Below are 17223 nucleotides of genomic sequence, written 5' to 3'. Positions count from 1 at the left end.
ACTATCATTGTTTTATGGGCGATTTCGTATAGACGGATTGCAATCAGTCTCTACCGATGCGCCCTCAATAAATGTCCGTAGAACATATCTTTTCCAGTGAAGGTTTTTTTCCATAATTCTGAACATTCCACTTGTTTGAAATGCTTTTTAGCAAAGTAATTGATTTCTTTCAACTTTACTTTTGGAGAGTATGTATTGAGAATTAAAAGTCCACCGGGGTGTAAAAGTTTTGATGCAATTTCAATTAATTCTTCAAGTTTGTGCTCAATTTTCCACTTTTCTTTGTTTGCACCAATTCCCCATGCGGGTGGATCCATAACAATTAAATGGTATCTATTTCTTCTCTTAAATTCACGTTCTGCATATTTCAAAGCATCCTCATGTACCCAACGAATACCATCTAGTTTTGAAGATTCCATGTTTGTTTTAGCCCAAGTAATCAATTGTTTTACAGAATCTACGTGTGTAACATCAGCTCCTTTTGCTTTTCCAACTACAGAAGCTGCTCCGGTGTATGCAAAAAGGTTCAACATTTTCATTCCAGGTTTCTTCAAGTGATCTGAAATTAAATTCCAATTGGTTGCTTGCTCTGGAAATAAACCAACATGTTTAAACTTTGTTGTTTCTAAATTGAAAGTCAATTCCTTAAATTGAATTTTCCAATCTTCTTGGGGTGCTTTTTGCCGAGTAACCCAATTTCCAGCAGTATTTCCCTTAGGAACGAATTCTAAATGGGCCCTTTTATTCCATTCCTCCTCCGACATTCCTGGCTTGAAATAGGCTTGTCGCTCTGGTCGAATTGTAACAATGTTTCCCCATCGTTCTAATTTTTTTTCGTTTCCAGCATCTAGTAGTTCATACTCGGACCAACTCTCACTATACGTTTTTTTAGCCATTATTGATCTTTCTCGTTTTGTTTTTCCAATTCTTTATGAACTTGCTGAAGAGATTTATAAAAATCGTCTCCATACGCTCGTGTAAGTGGTGCTTTTAGAAATTGATAAACAGGTACATTAAGTTGCTCACCTAAAACACATCCGGGTTTACAAATGTCGATCTCTTCATAATTTAGTGCCGTGAAACTTTCATATTCTTTTGCACGAATAGGGTAGAGCTCACATGAAATTGGTTTTTTCCAATCCACATCACCTTTTCTATAGGCTTGTTCAATCGTACATTTAGTTGTACCATCTGTATCGTAAGCAACAAATGCACACGCCCCTCCATCAACTAAACTTGTTACCGGTTCTCCAAAGTCGTCTAGGTAAGAAACTCCGTCCTTTTCTACTTTTTCAATTCCTTCTTTAGTCATGTAAGGTTTTACCTTTGGAAAGATATCCTCCATGATTTTTATTTCGTCCTTTTTCAAGGGAGCACCTGCGTCACCTTCAACGCAACAAGCGCCTTTGCACTTCGATAAGTCACAAACAAATTTGCGTGAAAAAATCTCATCGGTTACTATTTTATCGTCAATTTCTATTAACATAATGCAAAGTTAGCAATTAGAATTAAGCTTACATAAAAATTCCCGACCCACGAATGACAAATTCGTTTGATTTCTTCCTATATTTATCGAAAATAAGAAAGGTTATGATGAAAAAAACAAAATTTTTATTTGTTGCTTTGGCAGGATTGATGATTTCAAGCTGCGCAGAAGAAACTGCTGAAACAGTGAAAACAGAAGAAGTAAAAGAAGAGAATTGTCTATACAGTTATTCTGCTGAGAATTCTGAATTTAATTTTACTGCTTATAAGTTTTTAGGTAAAACTGGAGTTGGTGGAACTTTCACTGAAATAAATGTAGAAGGTGGTGAAGAAAATGAAAGTGATGTTGCTGTAATTGAAAATTTAAGTTTCGAAATTCCAGTTTCTAGTATCAGTACAAAAGATGAAAGTAGAGATGCTAAGATTGAGGAGTCATTCTTTGGTACAATTAACACCTCTTCCTTAACAGGTAAGGTTGTGGATTTGGATGAAAATGCAATGAAAGCGACCTTAATGATTTCAATGAACGAAATAGATAAGGAAGTGGTTGGGGATTATACTTTAACTGATGGAGATTTTACTTTTGAAACTGAAATCAATGTAAACGATTGGCAAGCGCAAGAAGGAATTACAACATTAAATACAATTTGTAAAGAATTACATACAGATTACGCCAATGGAGATACTGAATCAAAATTATGGCCAGATGTAACACTTAAATTTTCGACAAAGTTGAAAAAGAACTGTAATTAATAAAAGATATTTTTAAAATTGAAAGCCAGGGGATGCTCTGGCTTTTTTGCATTATTGAAATAAATATCAAAATTTAATAATATTTTTGTGAGTTTTGAGTTAAGTACTAGGGAGTAGAAGAATTTTATGAGACATATAAAAAACAAACAATCAGCATTTGGAATTTTGGTAGCATTTTTTGCTGTCTTTCTAATTATTAGCAGTTGTTCAACCGAGAAAAATACCTTTATCAATCGTACTTATCACAGTACTACCGCAAAATATAATGGTTACTTTAATGCTAAAGAACTAATTAGGGTTGGATTAGAGGACTATAGAAAAAATTATAGAGAAGACTATAATGATATTTTGCCGATTGAGTTATTACCAAATGAAGAAGACGTTGTTAACTTTTACCCTGTAGTAGATACCGCAATCGTTAAATGTCAAACTGTGATTTCTAAACACAGTATGCCTACCTCTTCAAAACCATCTAAAAAGAAAACTGAACACGCAAACTGGATAGACCAAAACTGGTTCATTATTGGTTATGCGAATTACATTCGTCGTGATTATGACGCTGCTTTAAGAAGTTTTGAATACATGCGCAAGTTTTATGTTGACCGTCCAAGTACTTATACGGGTGAATTGTGGGAAGCAAAAACCTTCATTAAAATGGGGAAATTAGCAGAAGCAACAAGATCACTTCAAAAACTAGAGGCGAGAACCAATAAGGTGGTTTATACTGACGCAGAAGCTGAAAAGAAGGCAAAAAAGAAGAAAAAGAAAAGGAAAAAGCTGAAATTCGTTAAAACCAGTAGTTCTGATGAAAGTGATTCTCCTGATGTACCTGAAGACTTCAAGTATGATTTAGCTATTGTTAAGGCGATGTTAGCATTAGAAAAGAACGATTCAAAAGTTGCTATTGCCGAATTAAGAAATGCTTTAAAAGAAGCGCCTAGTAAAGAAGATAAAGCAAGGTTAAGTTTTATTTTGGGGCAACTTCTAGAAAAAGAAGGAAATGCCGAGGCACGAAGTTTCTATTCAGAAAGTATAAAAAAGAACGCTCCGTTCGAAATGAGTTTTAATGCTAAAATTAATAGAGCTGTTGTAAGTGACCTGAATGATCAAACAATGATTGAGGAATTGGAGGATTTAGCGAAAGAAGAACGTTATCTTGAATTCAGAGATCAGATATACTTCGCAATGTCGAAAGTTGAACTTGGACGAAATGACCGTAAAAAAGCGAAGTATTATCTATCTAATTCTGTTTTCTATTCTTTAAATAATCCACGTCAAAAAGGGGTGAGTTATGAGAAATTAGGAGATTTATCTTTCGAAGAAAAAAACTATGTTTCTGCTCAAAAATATTACGATAGTTCGGCGAATGTTATTCCGGAGTCTTACCATAATTTTGAGGTAATTAAAAATAAGGCTGAAAAATTAGCAAATCTTGTTGAGTATATCGATCAAATTGCATTTGAAGATAGTGTTCAAAGAATTGCTAACTTAAGTGAGAATGACCGTGAGAAGTTCTTGAAGGATGTTGTTAAGCAAATTCAAAAGGAGGAAAAAGAAAAGCAAGAAAGAGATGCGATACGTGCAGAGCAAATTCGTAAACTTCAACAAACGTATGCAGAACAGAACCAGAAAGGAGGAAGTAAATGGTATTTCGGCAATTTGAAAGCCCAGAAGGAAGGACTGGAAGAGTTTAGAAGGGTTTGGGGACAAAGAGAAAATGAAGATTATTGGAGATTGTCTCAAAAACCGGATCGAATTGCATTTAATAATTTCGGCAATGATTCTATACCTGGTGATTCTTTAGTTCCAGAAGAAACCAACGAAATTGCTGTAAGTGAATTGTCTGTTGATGATTTAATGACTGATATTCCGCTTACTGATTCGTTAATGGATTTGAGTAATGAAAGACTTTTGGCTTCGCTTTATAATTCAGGAATGATATATAAGGAACAATTGAATGAAACGCAAATGGGTGCGGTTCAGTTTCAACGTGTTTTAGATAAAGATATTGAAAATGAAAACAATGTTCTTTCGGCATTTCAGTTGTATAAAATCAATGAAAATGGCGGAAGTAATGGACAGTATAAATCATACATTTTAAATAATTATCCAAATACAGATTATGCTAATTACCTAAGAGATCCTGATTACTTTATTAAGAAAAAAGAACGTGATGCTTTGGCTTTAAAGGATTATTTGAGATCTGTAACACGATTCGAACAAGGTTTATTCTATCCTGTTATTTTGAGAGCAGATAAAGTAATTGAAGAGGAACCTGATAATGTTTATAGAAAAGAGTATTTCCTTTTGAAAGCAATGGCAATGGGACAAATTAACAGTGATAAGACTTCTTTATTACCTGTTTTAAATCAAGCGATTTTAGAATACCCTGAAACTGATATAGCTAAAAAGGCGAAAGAATTAATAGAGTTAATTGAAAATGGTATTCCTCCATTTGAGGAGTTTGAAATTGCGACGCAATTATTTTCATATGATTCGGATGAATACTATATTCTCGTATTTTTAAAAGAAAATCAGAATGCAAATAGCTCAGGGAATAATATCTCAAACTTTAACAGAGATTACTTTGGAAGAATGCGTTTAAGCAGTGCTCCCCAAGTTTATGATAAAAACACTAACTTTGTAATGGTGAAGGATTTTAAAACCACTTCAGAGGCTAAAGATTATATGCGTGATTTTAAAAGAATTAAACAACATATAGGGAACTTAAGGGAAAACGAAATCATTTTCATTTCGAAAGAAAACTTTAAAGTTATGCTTCAGCAACAAAAATTGGAGGAATACAGAGAATTCTATAAGGAGACATATAAATAAAATTATGAACCATGTTTAAAGGAGATAAATCGAAGTCAAAGCCAGAGAGTCCAGATAGACTCAATAGACTTGTTTCAGGAACCAAAGTAACGGGAGATTTAACAGCAACGAGTAGTTTAAGAATCGATGGTGAAATTGTTGGAAACGTTAACTGTGATGGTAAATTAGTGCTGGGAACAGAAGGGGTGATCACCGGTGATATTCATGCGAAGGAAGTGGAGCTAGATGGGAAAGTTGAAGGTTTCATTAATGCAGAATTATTATTGACATTACACCAAACAGCATCTGTAGTTGGAGATATTCAAACTGGTCGAATAGTTATTGAAGATGGTGCTCATATTGACGGAAACATTAAAACAGGTGAAGGAAATACGGGGAAAAAAAAATCGGTTGAAAAATTGAAAAAAATTGCCCCGAAAGAAAAAATGGAAGCTTCTGAGCTTGTTTATTAATGGAAAACAAGGGAAATCAAGAAGATACAAAGAAGCGCGTGAATACTTATGTGAGGTTTTCAGGTATTGCTCTTCAAATGGGTATCGTTATTACAATTGCTGCTTTAGGTGGAGATTGGTTGGATGAAAAACAAGAAAACGAATTCCCTATATGGACGCTTGTATTGACACTTATTGCTATTTTTGCATCACTTTTTCAAATCATAAGGGCAGTAATTAAAATGAGTAAAGATGAAGACGATTCTAAAGGATAATTTAGTTTATTTATTTTTCTTTACGGGACTGGCATTAATCCATTATGGAATTCTGCAGACTTATCCAGATATTTATTTTGGTAACGAAATAATCCTATCCTATGCGGTGCTTTTTATTCTCAATAGTGTTGGAGCAACAATATTCTACCTCGGAAATAACGAAAATAATAAAATCGATTTCGCGCAGCTTTACTTACTCTTCACAACAATCCAAATGTTGGGATGCTTCGCATTTGCGGCGTACATAAAAATAGGATTTGATGAAATCGCTAAACCTGTTTTAATCCAATTTGTCGTTCTATTCTTTATTTCACTAGTTTTTCAAACTGTTTATTTGGTGAAAACAAAGGTCAAGAAATAATTACCAATTATGAATTCGTTGTTTTATATAGGTGAAATATAGAGATAAGTCAAAAAACTTTCTCATAGTCTATTTTTTAATAACCAATTTATCAATTATTCTTCATTTTAGCTTCTCGATTAATCCAGTTGTTGAAAACCCTTCTTCCAATTCAATGGTTTTAACCGTTCCTCCAAGGGCTTTGATTTCCTTAGAACCTACAATGTATTTAGCATCTTTTTCATCTGTAACTGAAGCGTCGTAGTCGGCCCCTTTTACAAGAATAGAGGGTTGAATAACCTCAATAAGTTCTTTTGGTGTATCATTATCAAAAATAACAACCAAATCCACAACTTGTAGGGATGCGATAATTAATGCACGAGATAATTGTTCATTAACAGGTCTTCCAGGAGCTTTATTCAGTCTTTTTACACTTTCATCGGCATTTACACCCACCACCAAATATGTACCTAATGAAGCAGCTTTTGCTAAATATGTAACATGACCTAAATGCAGAATGTCAAAACAACCGTTAGTGAAAACTACTTTCTTTTGATTGTCTTTCCAAGACGATATTATTGCACTTGCTTCTTCTTGAGAAACTAATTTATGCTTTATTTGCTCCCAACTTGTCATCGCTTTCTTTTTTGTAATTTCTTGGTAATAGAATCAAAGATAATAAACCTAAAAGAATCATCATGATTGTTTGTGACAACCAAATTATCATTCCTAGGGCTTTTCCAACTCCTTCTGCATGTTCTTTGATCTCAAATTGGTCACCAATGAAGTATATCACAACAATTCCTACCAAGTAAGGATATGCTCCAATCCCACCACTCGTAAACATTAATCCAAATGTTCCGGCGATAAATCCGATGAAAACACCGCTAATTGGAAAGTTTTCTGTTTGTTCAAATGCTTTAAAACAGATCCCAAAAAACAACAAGTATAAGCCCCAAACCATTATTGTATAAAATATAAATTGGAACGGCTTCTTTGATTTTAAAATCCCGAAAAATCCGTTCAATACATCTTTTATAAATTCTGTAATTTTTGTTCTGAATTTCTCTATTTTAATCCAAAGAATGGCAAATAAAAGTATACCTCCCGCTATAACTGAAATGATTAAATTCAATATCCATTGTCCACTTTGGGCTTCACTACCTTCCTCTGGAGCACCGTCAATAATTATGTCTTTTACGGCAATTAAATCATCAAAACTCAATGCTATGGTAATCAAGAAAATGACACCCAACATTACAAGGTCAAACATTCTTTCAGCTATGATGGTTCCAAAACTTTTTGAAAATGGAACCTTATCTGTTTGATATAGCAGAGCAGGACGAGTAACTTCTCCTGCCCTCGGAATAAGTAAATTAACCAAGTATCCAACCATCATGGCGTGGTAACGGTGCCAAAATTTTGGCGTATAACCAAGTGGTTCTAATAAGTATTTCCATCTGTATGCGCGAATCAAATGACTCATGAATCCGAGTAACATTGAAAGGAAAATCCAAAAATAGTTTGCTTCTTTTATCGCCTTGAAAAAGATTTCTTTTGTTGGAGCATCCATGGCATTATAAAAGTGCCAAGTCAAGTATAAACCAATTGCCAAGGGGAATAAAACCTTGATTACTGAAATGATTTTTTTATTCGTGCTTTTTGCCATTCTATAGATTCTGTATGAACCAGCGAAGTTAAAGTTTTCTGCTGATAATTAGTTTAAAATTTTATTGTCGTTCATTTAAATAACATAAATTACTTTAATAGACTTAGGAATTTTGGGGATTGATAACATCTAATTGTAAAAAGCCATGCTATATTGATTACTAACACCAAAAACCTAACAACTATTGCCGAATTTTAAAAATAAGCAATAGATTCTTTATACTTTTACTTTTTAGAGCTATAAATTATCGTGGGTTATGAAATTAGAAGAACCAAAAACAATTAAAGAAATTGCTGAATTCTTAAACTGTGAATATTCAGGAGATCCAGCACACTTAATAACTGGAATTAACGAAATTCACCGTGTTGAAGAAGGAGATATTGTGTTCGTTGATCATCCAAAGTATTACGACAAAGCTTTGAAAAGTAATGCAACCACTATCTTGATTGATAAAGAAGTAGAATGTCCGAAAGGGAAAGGTTTATTAATTAGTGAACATCCATTTGATGACTTCAATAAATTAACTAAACATTTTAAACCTGTTCGAATTACGATAAATGCCATTGGAGAAAATACCCAAATTGCAGGTTCCGCGCAGATTTATCCAAACGTAACTATTGGTAATGATGTGGTAATTGGTGAAAATGTATTGATTTATCCTGGAGTTGTAATTATGGATCGCACAATAATTGATGACAATGTGATTATCGGTGCAAATTCAGTGATAGGATTTAACGCTTTTTATTACAAAAAGAAGCCAACAGGGTATGACAGATTACATACATGTGGAAATGTACATTTGAAAATGAATGTAGAGATTGGTGCAATGTGTACTATCGATGCAGGAGTTACCGCAACAACTATAATTGGTGAAGGTTCTAAATTAGACAATCAAGTGCAAGTTGGTCATGATACTATAATTGGAAAGAATTGTTTACTTGCTGCGAACGTTGGAATTGCGGGATGTACAGAATTGCAAGACAATGTTACTATGTGGGGGCAAGTGGGTTGTGCCAGTGATGTGGTTATCGGAGAAAATGCTGTTGTTTTAGCCCAATCGGGAATCTCTAAGAGCTTAGCGCCAAATAAAACCTACTTTGGAAGTCCGGCGAAAGACATTCGTTTGATGTATAGAGAAATGGCTGCTTTACGCAAATTGCCAGAGATCTTAGAGAATATGTAATCTAATTTTCAACAGGTTTTATAATAAATATCGATCTCATAAAGCATAAAAAAGTAGAATGCAAGATTCCATAATTCGAGCACTAAGTGAGGAATTGAAGTTTAAAGACTTTGAACTAAACGCCTTGCTTGAAATTACAAAAGGAATCAATTCTGATCAATCCTTGGATTATTTGCTTTCGGTGTATGAATTCATTCTCAAAGAACAATTGGGATTGCAAAAATTTGTGCTTTATAAAAAACAAACTAATTGGACTCATTTAATAAAAACAGGAGTAAAGGGAAGGATAAAAGATATTGATATTGAACGTGATTTGTTGCGTTTTGATAAAATTACTTTAATCGAATCATCAAGCAATCTCGAATTGAATCAATTTGATGTGGTTATTCCTGTTTTTCATCAAGAAAAAGCATTGGCATTTCTTTTATTGAGTGAGAAAAACATAAATGGAAAAGAGTATAATTTTTCAAGTTCTATAAGTGAGCTTTCTTTTATTGAAACGCTAACCAACATCATAGTTGTAGCAATTGAGAATAAAAGGATGAATAAACAAGGTTTAATTCAAGAGAGAATTAATAAAGAATTAGAAGTGGCATCCGAAATGCAAAAATTACTTTTCCCAGATAATCTGCCTTCAGATAAACGTTTAGATCTAGCTGCTACTTATACTGCCAGGCACGAGGTTGGGGGTGATTATTATGACTTTATTCGCATCAATGAAGATGAATTTATAATTTGTATTGCCGATGTTTCTGGGAAAGGTGTAGGAGCAGCTATGTTGATGGCTAATTTTCAAGCTACAATTAGAACGCTTTTAAGTTTTGAGAAATTTGATTTAGAATATCTCATTCATGAACTAAACGGTAAGGTCATGAAAGCAGCAAAAGGAGAAAAATTTATTACTTTTTTCATAGGGAAATACAATTCCAAAACAAGGCTTTTGCAATATGTTAATGCCGGTCACAATCATCCAATTTTAACCAATGGAAAAAAAGCTGAATTTCTAGATAAGGGTTCAATTGGCTTAGGTATGTTAGATGAAATTCCTTTTATAGAACCAGATGAAATTGAAATCAAACCTAATTCAACTTTGATTTTATATACGGATGGAATAGTTGAACTTCAAAATAAAGCAGGAGAATATTTCCAAGCTGATAGATTAATCAAGTTAATCCATAGTTTTTACCCTTTGAAAATGGAAGATTTAAATAATCTTATTTTTTCGAAATTGGACGAATTCCGAGAAACTGAAGAATTGGTAGATGATACAGCAATTTTTAGTTGCCGTATCTTCTAAAAAAAAATTAATTTCTAATTATTTCATATACTGGAGTGTATTCCTCTGGAACAGCAGTAGTCAATACATAATTGGGAATTGTTGTATTGCTTTTACATGTTGAACACTCTGTAATTGATATCGTATAATTAACAGTTGATTCTATTTTGTTCACTGTAACATTTCTATTGTAACCTGAACTGCATGTTGCAGAAGTTGATAATCCTAAAACAGAGTATTTATTGAAATCAACAGACTTATAGCTTACTCCACCATCAAGACTCATCTCTATGTTTTTATCATAACTTGTTGCATTCGTTATGAATAAATCTTCAGGTGCTTGGCCAATAATTCTTACAATTGCGTCTTCTACAATTATTCCTTCTGTGCTATTACTAGGGTCGCACTTAGAACATGATGATAAAGATATGATTAGGGTGATAATCGAAAGGTGAATTAATTTATTCATGATTTAAAATTATAGGTTAATATTTTGTGTAAATGTACTACGATTTTTTCCGAAGTTCAAAGTTTTGACCAAGATAAACCTTTCTAACTTGTTCATCGGCAGCTAATTCTTCAGCTGTACCGGCTTTTAAAATACTTCCTTCAAACAATAAATATGCTCTATCTGTAATAGAAAGTGTTTCTTGAACGTTGTGATCAGTAATTAGGATGCCAATATTTCTGTTTTTTAATTCTGCAACAATGGACTGTATATCTTCCACCGCAATCGGGTCTACTCCTGCAAATGGTTCGTCAAGTAACACGAATTTAGGATCGGTTGCTAAGGCTCTAGCAATTTCTGTTCTTCTTTTTTCTCCACCTGAAAGTGCGGATCCTTTGTTTTTTCTAACGTGATTTAGTCCGAATTCAGAAATTAATTTTTCGAGTTTTTCATGTCGCTCTGCCTTATTTAATTTGGTCATTTCTAGAATGGCCATAATGTTATCTTCAACGCTCAATTTTCTGAAAACTGATACTTCTTGTGGCAAATAACCTACACCAAGTTGAGATCTTTTATACATTGGGAGACGGGTGATGTCTTTATCGTCCAAATGAACAGTCCCGTTATCTGGCGATACTAACCCTACAATCATATAAAAAGAAGTTGTTTTCCCTGCTCCATTAGGTCCTAGGAGCCCAACTATTTCTCCTTGATTAACTTCAATGGAAATACCCTTAACAACCTTTCGGCTACGGTAGGATTTAGTTATATTTTTTGTAAATAATTTCATTTTCTTATTTCCACTGACTAAAATAGTATATTCAAAAGACTCAAATGTTAATTCTGCATTTTTTCTTAGAATTTTAGAACCTAATTAAGAATTTAGCTCTAATTCCAACAGGTGAAACTCCAGGGTCCAAATGTGTCATTCTCCAAATGGCATCTATTCTAAAAACTTTAAATATGTTTTCAATTCCAATAGCGCTTTCTACATAAGGAACGTTGCCAAATGACTTTGTATTTTCCGGCAATAACATTTCTGTTGTTTGTCTTTCAGATACATCTCCATATACGGCTTTGGCAGATGCTACTAACCTCCATTTTAATTTTCTTACCAATGGAACTCTATCAAAAAATAAACCATTGAAATGCTGCTCGGCAGAAGCACCAACATAACGGTCAGAAATAAATTCGAAATAATTCATTCTGTTGTGCGCTAAAGTTTGGAACCAATACGTTTGAGAACCTTCGTGAACTTTTAAGAAGGGATAAGCGGCTTCACCAAAATAAATTCCTCCGTAAATTTCGTAATATAACTTTCCGAAAATCCCCAGCTTAGGACTGTGACTCATTTTTAATTCCAGCTTTTGATATTCATAATCGGAACCTAAAACCCCTTTTATTCCTAGAACCCCTTCTAAACTTATTGCTGGATACTTTGATCTTAGCGAAATACGGTCAAATGCTCCTGCTATAAATTCTTCATTTTTGGCGTATCTTATTTTTAAGGATGTTTCAAATGTGGAAATTTCGTCAATAAATTGATAGGATACTGATGAAGTAGGAATCCTGAATTCCGCAGCGCCTAAAGCACCCATATTTTCCCATTTTGCTCCAGCCGTTACAATAAAACTTTTCCATAAATCTTTCTCGAATTTGGCGCCAAAAGTTTCCACCATAATCAATTGGTCTAAAGGCTGAGTTCTGAAAATAGAACCAAAAGCACCATCAATATCTGCAGCTTCTTCCGATAGTCCAAGCTGTTGGATGTCATAATCGTAAAAGAGGCTTAACATCCCTCTTTTCTTCGGTGTTACATTGTAGCGAATTCCTCCTCCATATTTGAATTTTTCATCTTTATAACCATAAGCTAATTTTCCAGAAAACTCAATTCGCTCACTAAAATCGTTTGAAGTTCTAAGTTTAATTTGATTCCTAAATCCTTCAACAGTATTGAAACTAAATAAACTTCCTGCACTACCGACTTCAATTTTACCCAAGGGATAAAAACCAGTAGTGATCATAAAAGTTATGTTTTTAAAGGCCTTAAAAAGTGGAACTTCATTTAATGAATCTATCATGGTCTCAATATCCTCCTCTTGATTGTTCAAGGGTTTGTGACGATTCGCTTTCCAATATTCAGGAGTTCTTTTACCTGCTTCATCTAAAACAACAACATTCTCACTTGCGCGATAAAAATCAGGAGGCTTAGGTGTGTTGATTACAAAGTCACGCCTAGTAGTTAACTTTCGACCATAAAAACCAACAAGTTTTGATTTTTCTAACGCTTTTAGGTCAACAATCAATTTGTCCGATGTCATCATCCAAACTTCTTCTTCTACCTGTTCGAATTCTTGTTCTAAATAAAAACCATTGACGTAGTTAATATTTACATCCTCTGCAACATTTGCTGACCATTGCTTAACAGCGTAGGTAGTGTCATGAACCCACATTTCTCCAGCAAAGGTTAGGTCACCTTTTCTTTTTGGTTCAAAAGTTAATAGGTAGCACCATTGGTTGCCAATGAATGCACTGTCTTTTAAATACAATTTGTAGAATGCCCTTCCGAAATCAGCAATTGGACTAATAAATGATTTATCGAAAATACCGATGTAATTCTCATAAACATTGATGTCTTGATACATCTCACCCAAAAATTGATTAACCTCCAGGTTTTCAATTCCTGTAATTCGAGAAGCTTTGACAACTTCCTTTTTTAATTTCGGATTTGTACGGTAATAAAAATCGGAGAGAGATTCGGTGAGTATAAGTGGTAAAAATTTATCACCGTTTAAAGTGTCTAAATAGTCCATAACCAAGTTCAAATTTTGAACTATTTTCCGGTCTCCAAATTGTTCTCCAATATTATTTAAATCAAGCTGAATTTTATTGTAAGTTTCATACTGATAGGCTCCTAGCTTCTCCTTATTGTTTATAGGTTTATTGTTGACAATTCTTCTGTGTAAAACGGTAGAAGGTTTCTCATCCGGTGCACGAATATAGACTTCATCCGTAGTTTGAGTAATGGGTTCCAACCTGAAATTCATTACTTGAGTCTGGTCTTTTTTTATGTAAACAGTTTGACTCGCAAAGCCAGATGCCCGCACAACTAGTGAGTCAGTAGAGTAGTATGATTCCAAATCGTAGTTCCCATCAAAATCGGTTTCTGTACCAATTTTTGAATCTTGAAAAAATACACTTGCAAAGGGAATAGGTGCTCCAGTTTCTGCTTCAATTACACTTCCTGATACTCCCGTTTTTTGAGCACTCAGAAAGGTACTTGTTAAAAGAAATAATATGATTAGCCATTTCATTGTTTTCTAATGTAATTAATTTGTGATGAAATAGAATTGCCAATTATATTATTTTTCATGGATTGAAGGGTTTGTATAAAACGAGATTAATTTAGTTTTTCAGCTTTTAATCTTCTTCTGACTACCCTAGCGCTAATTAAAATTCCAACCTCATAAAGTAGGATGATGGGAATAGAAACTATTACCTGACTTATAAAGTCGGGTGGTGTGATCAATGCAGATAAAATTAAAACTCCAACTATAGAATGTTTTCTGTATTTTCTTAAGAAAACAGCATCTATGATTCCGATTTTGGTTAAAATGTAAACTACGATTGGGAGTAAAAACAATAGTCCTGTAAAAATAACGCTAGAAATAATTAAGGACATAAATGAAGCAATCATCCATATATTCTCAAATTCTGAGGACAGTGAGAATACACCAAAAAACTGAATACATAATGGAGCAACTACTAAATATCCGAAAACAACACCAATCATGAAAAGTAATGTCACGAAAAATGTGATTCCACGCACTTCTTTCTTTTCGTTGTATTTTAGACCAGGTTTTACAAATCCCCACAATTGATGAAAAACGTAAGGAAATGCAATGATAAATCCTCCTACAAAGGACATCAATAATGCCGTAGAAAATTGCGAACCTACTTTGTTTGACTGAAATTTAATTGGAATGTCATTTAAACAAATGCCCAAATAATCGCACATAAACTGAAAGGAAATGAAACTTGGTTTCGTCATGGAAATAAAGATGTTTTGTATAATCCATTCTTTATAAAACCACATCACAATCGCAAAAACAAGTATTGCGATAACTGATCTCACTATTCTCCAACGTAATTCCTCAAGGTGAGAAAGGAAAGACATTTCATTTTCTTCGTCATTCATAATCGAATGCGAAAATAGTGTTATTTCTTGTCTTTTTAAGAATAGTTTATTTGTTTATTCGTGAAATTTTTGATTTATGAATCTTATAGTCTGAATAGATAACTTCTCTACAATTCTACATAGTACTCTTTCAACTTCTAAATTCTTTTCCTGTATGTATTCCTCAAGTGCAGTCTTCAGAAAATAAATAAGCTTACCCGCTAGAGTTTGAAGTTATTGATGCTAGATAAATTAGAAAAATTATTTTACTTCCCGATAATCTAACAAAGTCACAGAGCCATGTTTGACTACCTCAATTCCGTTACCATCTCTTAGGGAAAGACGATAAACGTATACCCCTTCCCCGGCGAAATGATCTTTATCTAATAATTGACCATCCCATCCTACTTCAGGATCTTTAGTTTTAAATATTATTCTACCATATCGGTCATAAACCTCAAATAAATATTCTTCGATTCTGTTATGACTCGTAATTGGTTTGAATATTGGGTTTTGACCACCTACTGTAAATGCATTTGGAATATATATAATTGGTTCAATAATCGGACAAGCTACATTACTGAAACTAGTTTCTTGTAATCCAAACATATTACTCGCTTCAACTGCTTCAACATAATAGCAAACTTTTCCTTGGCTCGGTGTACTGAATTGATCGACAGTGTCGGTGTAACTTCTTGTATTGTAGGGAAGGACCGCGATTGGAGTAGGAGAAAAATAACCATCTATTGAGCGATAAACTCTGTAACTAGAAATTGTTCCTAAGAAATTAGTGTAAGGATTCCATTGTAAGGTGTGACTTTCTGTTTCCTCTTTGGTGATCACATTCAATAACATGGTTTTTCCAATTTCTGAGAATTCAGATTTCAATTGACAAGTATCAATAGATTTTGTTTTGTAGGTATAGGATTTTTCGTCTGTTTCGACATCACTGTCTATAAAAACAACTTCATTATTATTTCCAATATGCTTTTGCTCTATTTTTTCGAAAGTTTGTGTTTTTTCATTTAAGCGATATAGTTCAATTATTTCGGCACTCCCTAAATTTGTAATTCTTTGTTTAACCGCTATTTCTTTACCATAAACAGTCGCAACACTCAAATAAGACTGCTCATTTCCGTTTCCAGAGATTAAGGTTACTGTATCAATATTCGAAAAAGAAGTCTCACCTTGACTAGAGAAAGTTTGAACAACAACTATCATTTCATCACCTAAATTAATATTTGTGCTAAATGAATTTGATTGTGATTGACCAATTTCGATCCAAGCTCCTCCATTTGTTCTCATGAAAATCTTGTGAAAGTCCACAGAGTTAAAGCCTAAATATCCAGTCCATGTTAAATTGAGTAATTCATCACAAGCATTAATCGAGGAACTCAATTGATTTGTTGTGTGCGGATTCGCTTTTGCAGATGTTTGGAAGGTTGGAGGCACATTTGTCGTATAACAAGAATCGAAAGCCGCTATGGAATACTGAAATGGACCATTCTCTAAATTTTCGGAATGAGTGTAAGTTGTATTTGGTCTTCCCCAAACAGTATCTATTTCAACCAAATTACCATTTAAATCTGTTTGATAAACAACGTAGCCGTACGTGTCTGCCTGACTATTTACATCCCAAGAAACAGTAATGTCGTTAGTCAAAGTATCGATGTTAACTGTGCTAATTACTGGAATACTAGGAACGATTTTGTCTTCAAATATATCACCTTGAATATTACTGGTGAAATCACAATTTGAAGTTGGTAAAACAATTTGATAACTGATAAATTCAGAACAAACTGTAATCGAATCCGCATAGTTCGTTGTGTTGTAAAGTACCGAATCAATTAACGTCCAATTCCCAGCAGGAAATTCCTTGTAAATATGAAAGTAATTATTAAAAGTGCTGAGTTGAGTAGGGAAGGGTTGGTTCCATGAAAGAACTGCTTCTCCATTTCCAGGGTTATTTAAGTCTAAAAAGATGTTCTTTAAAGTATCAGAAGATAGGGGAGTGCTTCCAGGTACATTTGAATTTGCAGTTACATAATATCCATCTACAATTCCAGCTCCCGGATTCGTAATTGTTGCACTATTTGTGTTGATATCTGTGTAAGTATTGTAAAAACCACCTCCTAAACCGAAAAGGTCGTAACTATCAAATTCGCCATTCGGATCTAAAATTGGATTCCAGTGAATTGTTAAGTCACCATTTGGTGCAGTTGTGATACAAGTAATCTCTGGAGCAAGCAAAGCCCTTGCTTCAGAAATATTGAATCCGAGCAACAAAATTATAGATAAGAATTGTAATATTTTATACATTGGTGTTTAAACGTAATTTTAATTCTAATAGT

At 33.7% G+C, this 17223-nt stretch carries 16 protein-coding genes; 7 read left to right on the top strand and 9 right to left on the bottom strand.

What is annotated here, in order from left to right:
* Positions 1-50: 50 nt before the first annotated feature.
* Together C6368_RS11690 and C6368_RS11685 are read right to left on the bottom strand one after the other, a co-directional pair.
* Positions 51-896, bottom strand: a complete 846-nt coding sequence (locus C6368_RS11690) for a class I SAM-dependent methyltransferase (RefSeq protein WP_107039397.1) — start codon at positions 894-896, stop codon at positions 51-53.
* Complete coding sequence (locus C6368_RS11685; protein WP_107039396.1) at positions 896-1486, bottom strand: DUF3109 family protein; 591 nt, start codon at positions 1484-1486, stop codon at positions 896-898. Before C6368_RS11685 ends, C6368_RS11690 begins: the two co-directional genes overlap by 1 nt.
* Positions 1487-1590: 104 nt before the next feature.
* Between C6368_RS11685 and C6368_RS11680 the strand changes: the two genes are divergently transcribed.
* From C6368_RS11680 to C6368_RS11660, 5 genes are all read left to right on the top strand, one after another.
* Entirely contained in the window at positions 1591-2238 is a 648-nt protein-coding gene (locus C6368_RS11680) for a YceI family protein (protein WP_159038575.1), read from the top strand.
* Positions 2239-2364: 126 nt separating this feature from the next.
* Positions 2365-5073, top strand: coding sequence for a type IX secretion system periplasmic lipoprotein PorW/SprE (porW, locus tag C6368_RS11675; protein WP_107039394.1), 2709 nt, complete (start codon positions 2365-2367; stop codon positions 5071-5073).
* Between the two features lie 11 nt (positions 5074-5084).
* Positions 5085-5525: a bactofilin family protein gene (locus C6368_RS11670; protein WP_107039393.1), complete on the top strand. Its 441-nt coding sequence runs from the start codon at positions 5085-5087 to the stop codon at positions 5523-5525.
* Positions 5525-5779: an AtpZ/AtpI family protein gene (locus C6368_RS11665; protein WP_107039392.1), complete on the top strand. Its 255-nt coding sequence runs from the start codon at positions 5525-5527 to the stop codon at positions 5777-5779. Before C6368_RS11670 ends, C6368_RS11665 begins: the two co-directional genes overlap by 1 nt.
* Positions 5757-6140 (top strand): hypothetical protein, encoded by a 384-nt coding sequence (locus C6368_RS11660; protein WP_107039391.1) that lies wholly within the window; start codon positions 5757-5759, stop codon positions 6138-6140. Before C6368_RS11665 ends, C6368_RS11660 begins: the two co-directional genes overlap by 23 nt.
* A gap of 102 nt (positions 6141-6242) precedes the next feature.
* Here C6368_RS11660 and C6368_RS11655 read toward each other — a convergent pair whose 3' ends face one another.
* Together C6368_RS11655 and C6368_RS11650 are read right to left on the bottom strand one after the other, a co-directional pair.
* The gene (locus C6368_RS11655; RefSeq protein WP_107039390.1) at positions 6243-6755 is read right to left on the bottom strand and encodes an adenylyltransferase/cytidyltransferase family protein; all 513 of its coding nucleotides are present in this window, start codon (positions 6753-6755) and stop codon (positions 6243-6245) included.
* Positions 6727-7788 (bottom strand): lysylphosphatidylglycerol synthase transmembrane domain-containing protein, encoded by a 1062-nt coding sequence (locus C6368_RS11650; protein ID WP_107039389.1) that lies wholly within the window; start codon positions 7786-7788, stop codon positions 6727-6729. Before C6368_RS11650 ends, C6368_RS11655 begins: the two co-directional genes overlap by 29 nt.
* Positions 7789-8044: 256 nt before the next feature.
* Here C6368_RS11650 and C6368_RS11645 point away from each other — a divergent pair, with 256 nt between their 5' ends.
* Positions 8045-8971 (top strand): UDP-3-O-(3-hydroxymyristoyl)glucosamine N-acyltransferase, encoded by a 927-nt coding sequence (locus C6368_RS11645; RefSeq protein WP_107039388.1) that lies wholly within the window; start codon positions 8045-8047, stop codon positions 8969-8971.
* 58 nt (positions 8972-9029) lie between these two features.
* A complete protein-coding gene (locus C6368_RS11640; protein ID WP_107039387.1) occupies positions 9030-10268 on the top strand; it encodes a PP2C family protein-serine/threonine phosphatase in 1239 nt (412 codons plus the stop codon).
* Between the two features lie 7 nt (positions 10269-10275).
* Here the strand turns inward: C6368_RS11640 and C6368_RS11635 are convergent, their stop codons facing one another.
* The 5 genes from C6368_RS11635 to C6368_RS11615 form a co-directional block, all read right to left on the bottom strand.
* The gene (locus C6368_RS11635; RefSeq protein ID WP_107039386.1) at positions 10276-10716 is read right to left on the bottom strand and encodes a hypothetical protein; all 441 of its coding nucleotides are present in this window, start codon (positions 10714-10716) and stop codon (positions 10276-10278) included.
* Positions 10717-10753: 37 nt separating this feature from the next.
* Positions 10754-11485 carry an LPS export ABC transporter ATP-binding protein gene (lptB, locus tag C6368_RS11630; protein WP_107039385.1) on the bottom strand — a complete coding sequence of 244 codons (732 nt, stop codon included), beginning with the start codon at positions 11483-11485 and terminating at the stop codon, positions 10754-10756.
* 73 nt (positions 11486-11558) lie between these two features.
* On the bottom strand, positions 11559-14009 hold the full coding sequence (locus tag C6368_RS11625; RefSeq protein ID WP_107039384.1) for a DUF5686 and carboxypeptidase-like regulatory domain-containing protein: 2451 nt from the start codon (positions 14007-14009) through the stop codon (positions 11559-11561).
* A gap of 86 nt (positions 14010-14095) precedes the next feature.
* The gene (gene tatC / locus C6368_RS11620; protein WP_107039383.1) at positions 14096-14893 is read right to left on the bottom strand and encodes a twin-arginine translocase subunit TatC; all 798 of its coding nucleotides are present in this window, start codon (positions 14891-14893) and stop codon (positions 14096-14098) included.
* A gap of 240 nt (positions 14894-15133) precedes the next feature.
* Entirely contained in the window at positions 15134-17191 is a 2058-nt protein-coding gene (locus C6368_RS11615; protein ID WP_107039382.1) for a T9SS type B sorting domain-containing protein, read from the bottom strand.
* Between the last annotated feature and the right edge of the window lie 32 nt (positions 17192-17223).

It is taken from the genome of Brumimicrobium mesophilum, from assembly GCF_003025005.1.
Classification (GTDB): domain Bacteria; phylum Bacteroidota; class Bacteroidia; order Flavobacteriales_D; family Crocinitomicaceae; genus Brumimicrobium; species Brumimicrobium mesophilum.
This window is presented reverse-complemented; position numbering and strand designations above follow the sequence as displayed.

Coding starts and splice junctions, on each gene's coding strand:
- C6368_RS11690 (WP_107039397.1), bottom strand. CDS start 896: ATGGCTAAAAAAACGTATAGTGAGAGTTGGTCCGAGTATGAACTACTA.
- C6368_RS11685 (WP_107039396.1), bottom strand. CDS start 1,486: ATGTTAATAGAAATTGACGATAAAATAGTAACCGATGAGATTTTTTCA.
- C6368_RS11680 (WP_159038575.1), top strand. CDS start 1,591: ATGATGAAAAAAACAAAATTTTTATTTGTTGCTTTGGCAGGATTGATG.
- porW (WP_107039394.1), top strand. CDS start 2,365: ATGAGACATATAAAAAACAAACAATCAGCATTTGGAATTTTGGTAGCA.
- C6368_RS11670 (WP_107039393.1), top strand. CDS start 5,085: ATGTTTAAAGGAGATAAATCGAAGTCAAAGCCAGAGAGTCCAGATAGA.
- C6368_RS11665 (WP_107039392.1), top strand. CDS start 5,525: ATGGAAAACAAGGGAAATCAAGAAGATACAAAGAAGCGCGTGAATACT.
- C6368_RS11660 (WP_107039391.1), top strand. CDS start 5,757: ATGAAGACGATTCTAAAGGATAATTTAGTTTATTTATTTTTCTTTACG.
- C6368_RS11655 (WP_107039390.1), bottom strand. CDS start 6,755: ATGACAAGTTGGGAGCAAATAAAGCATAAATTAGTTTCTCAAGAAGAA.
- C6368_RS11650 (WP_107039389.1), bottom strand. CDS start 7,788: ATGGCAAAAAGCACGAATAAAAAAATCATTTCAGTAATCAAGGTTTTA.
- C6368_RS11645 (WP_107039388.1), top strand. CDS start 8,045: ATGAAATTAGAAGAACCAAAAACAATTAAAGAAATTGCTGAATTCTTA.
- C6368_RS11640 (WP_107039387.1), top strand. CDS start 9,030: ATGCAAGATTCCATAATTCGAGCACTAAGTGAGGAATTGAAGTTTAAA.
- C6368_RS11635 (WP_107039386.1), bottom strand. CDS start 10,716: ATGAATAAATTAATTCACCTTTCGATTATCACCCTAATCATATCTTTA.
- lptB (WP_107039385.1), bottom strand. CDS start 11,485: ATGAAATTATTTACAAAAAATATAACTAAATCCTACCGTAGCCGAAAG.
- C6368_RS11625 (WP_107039384.1), bottom strand. CDS start 14,009: ATGAAATGGCTAATCATATTATTTCTTTTAACAAGTACCTTTCTGAGT.
- tatC (WP_107039383.1), bottom strand. CDS start 14,893: ATGAATGACGAAGAAAATGAAATGTCTTTCCTTTCTCACCTTGAGGAA.
- C6368_RS11615 (WP_107039382.1), bottom strand. CDS start 17,191: ATGTATAAAATATTACAATTCTTATCTATAATTTTGTTGCTCGGATTC.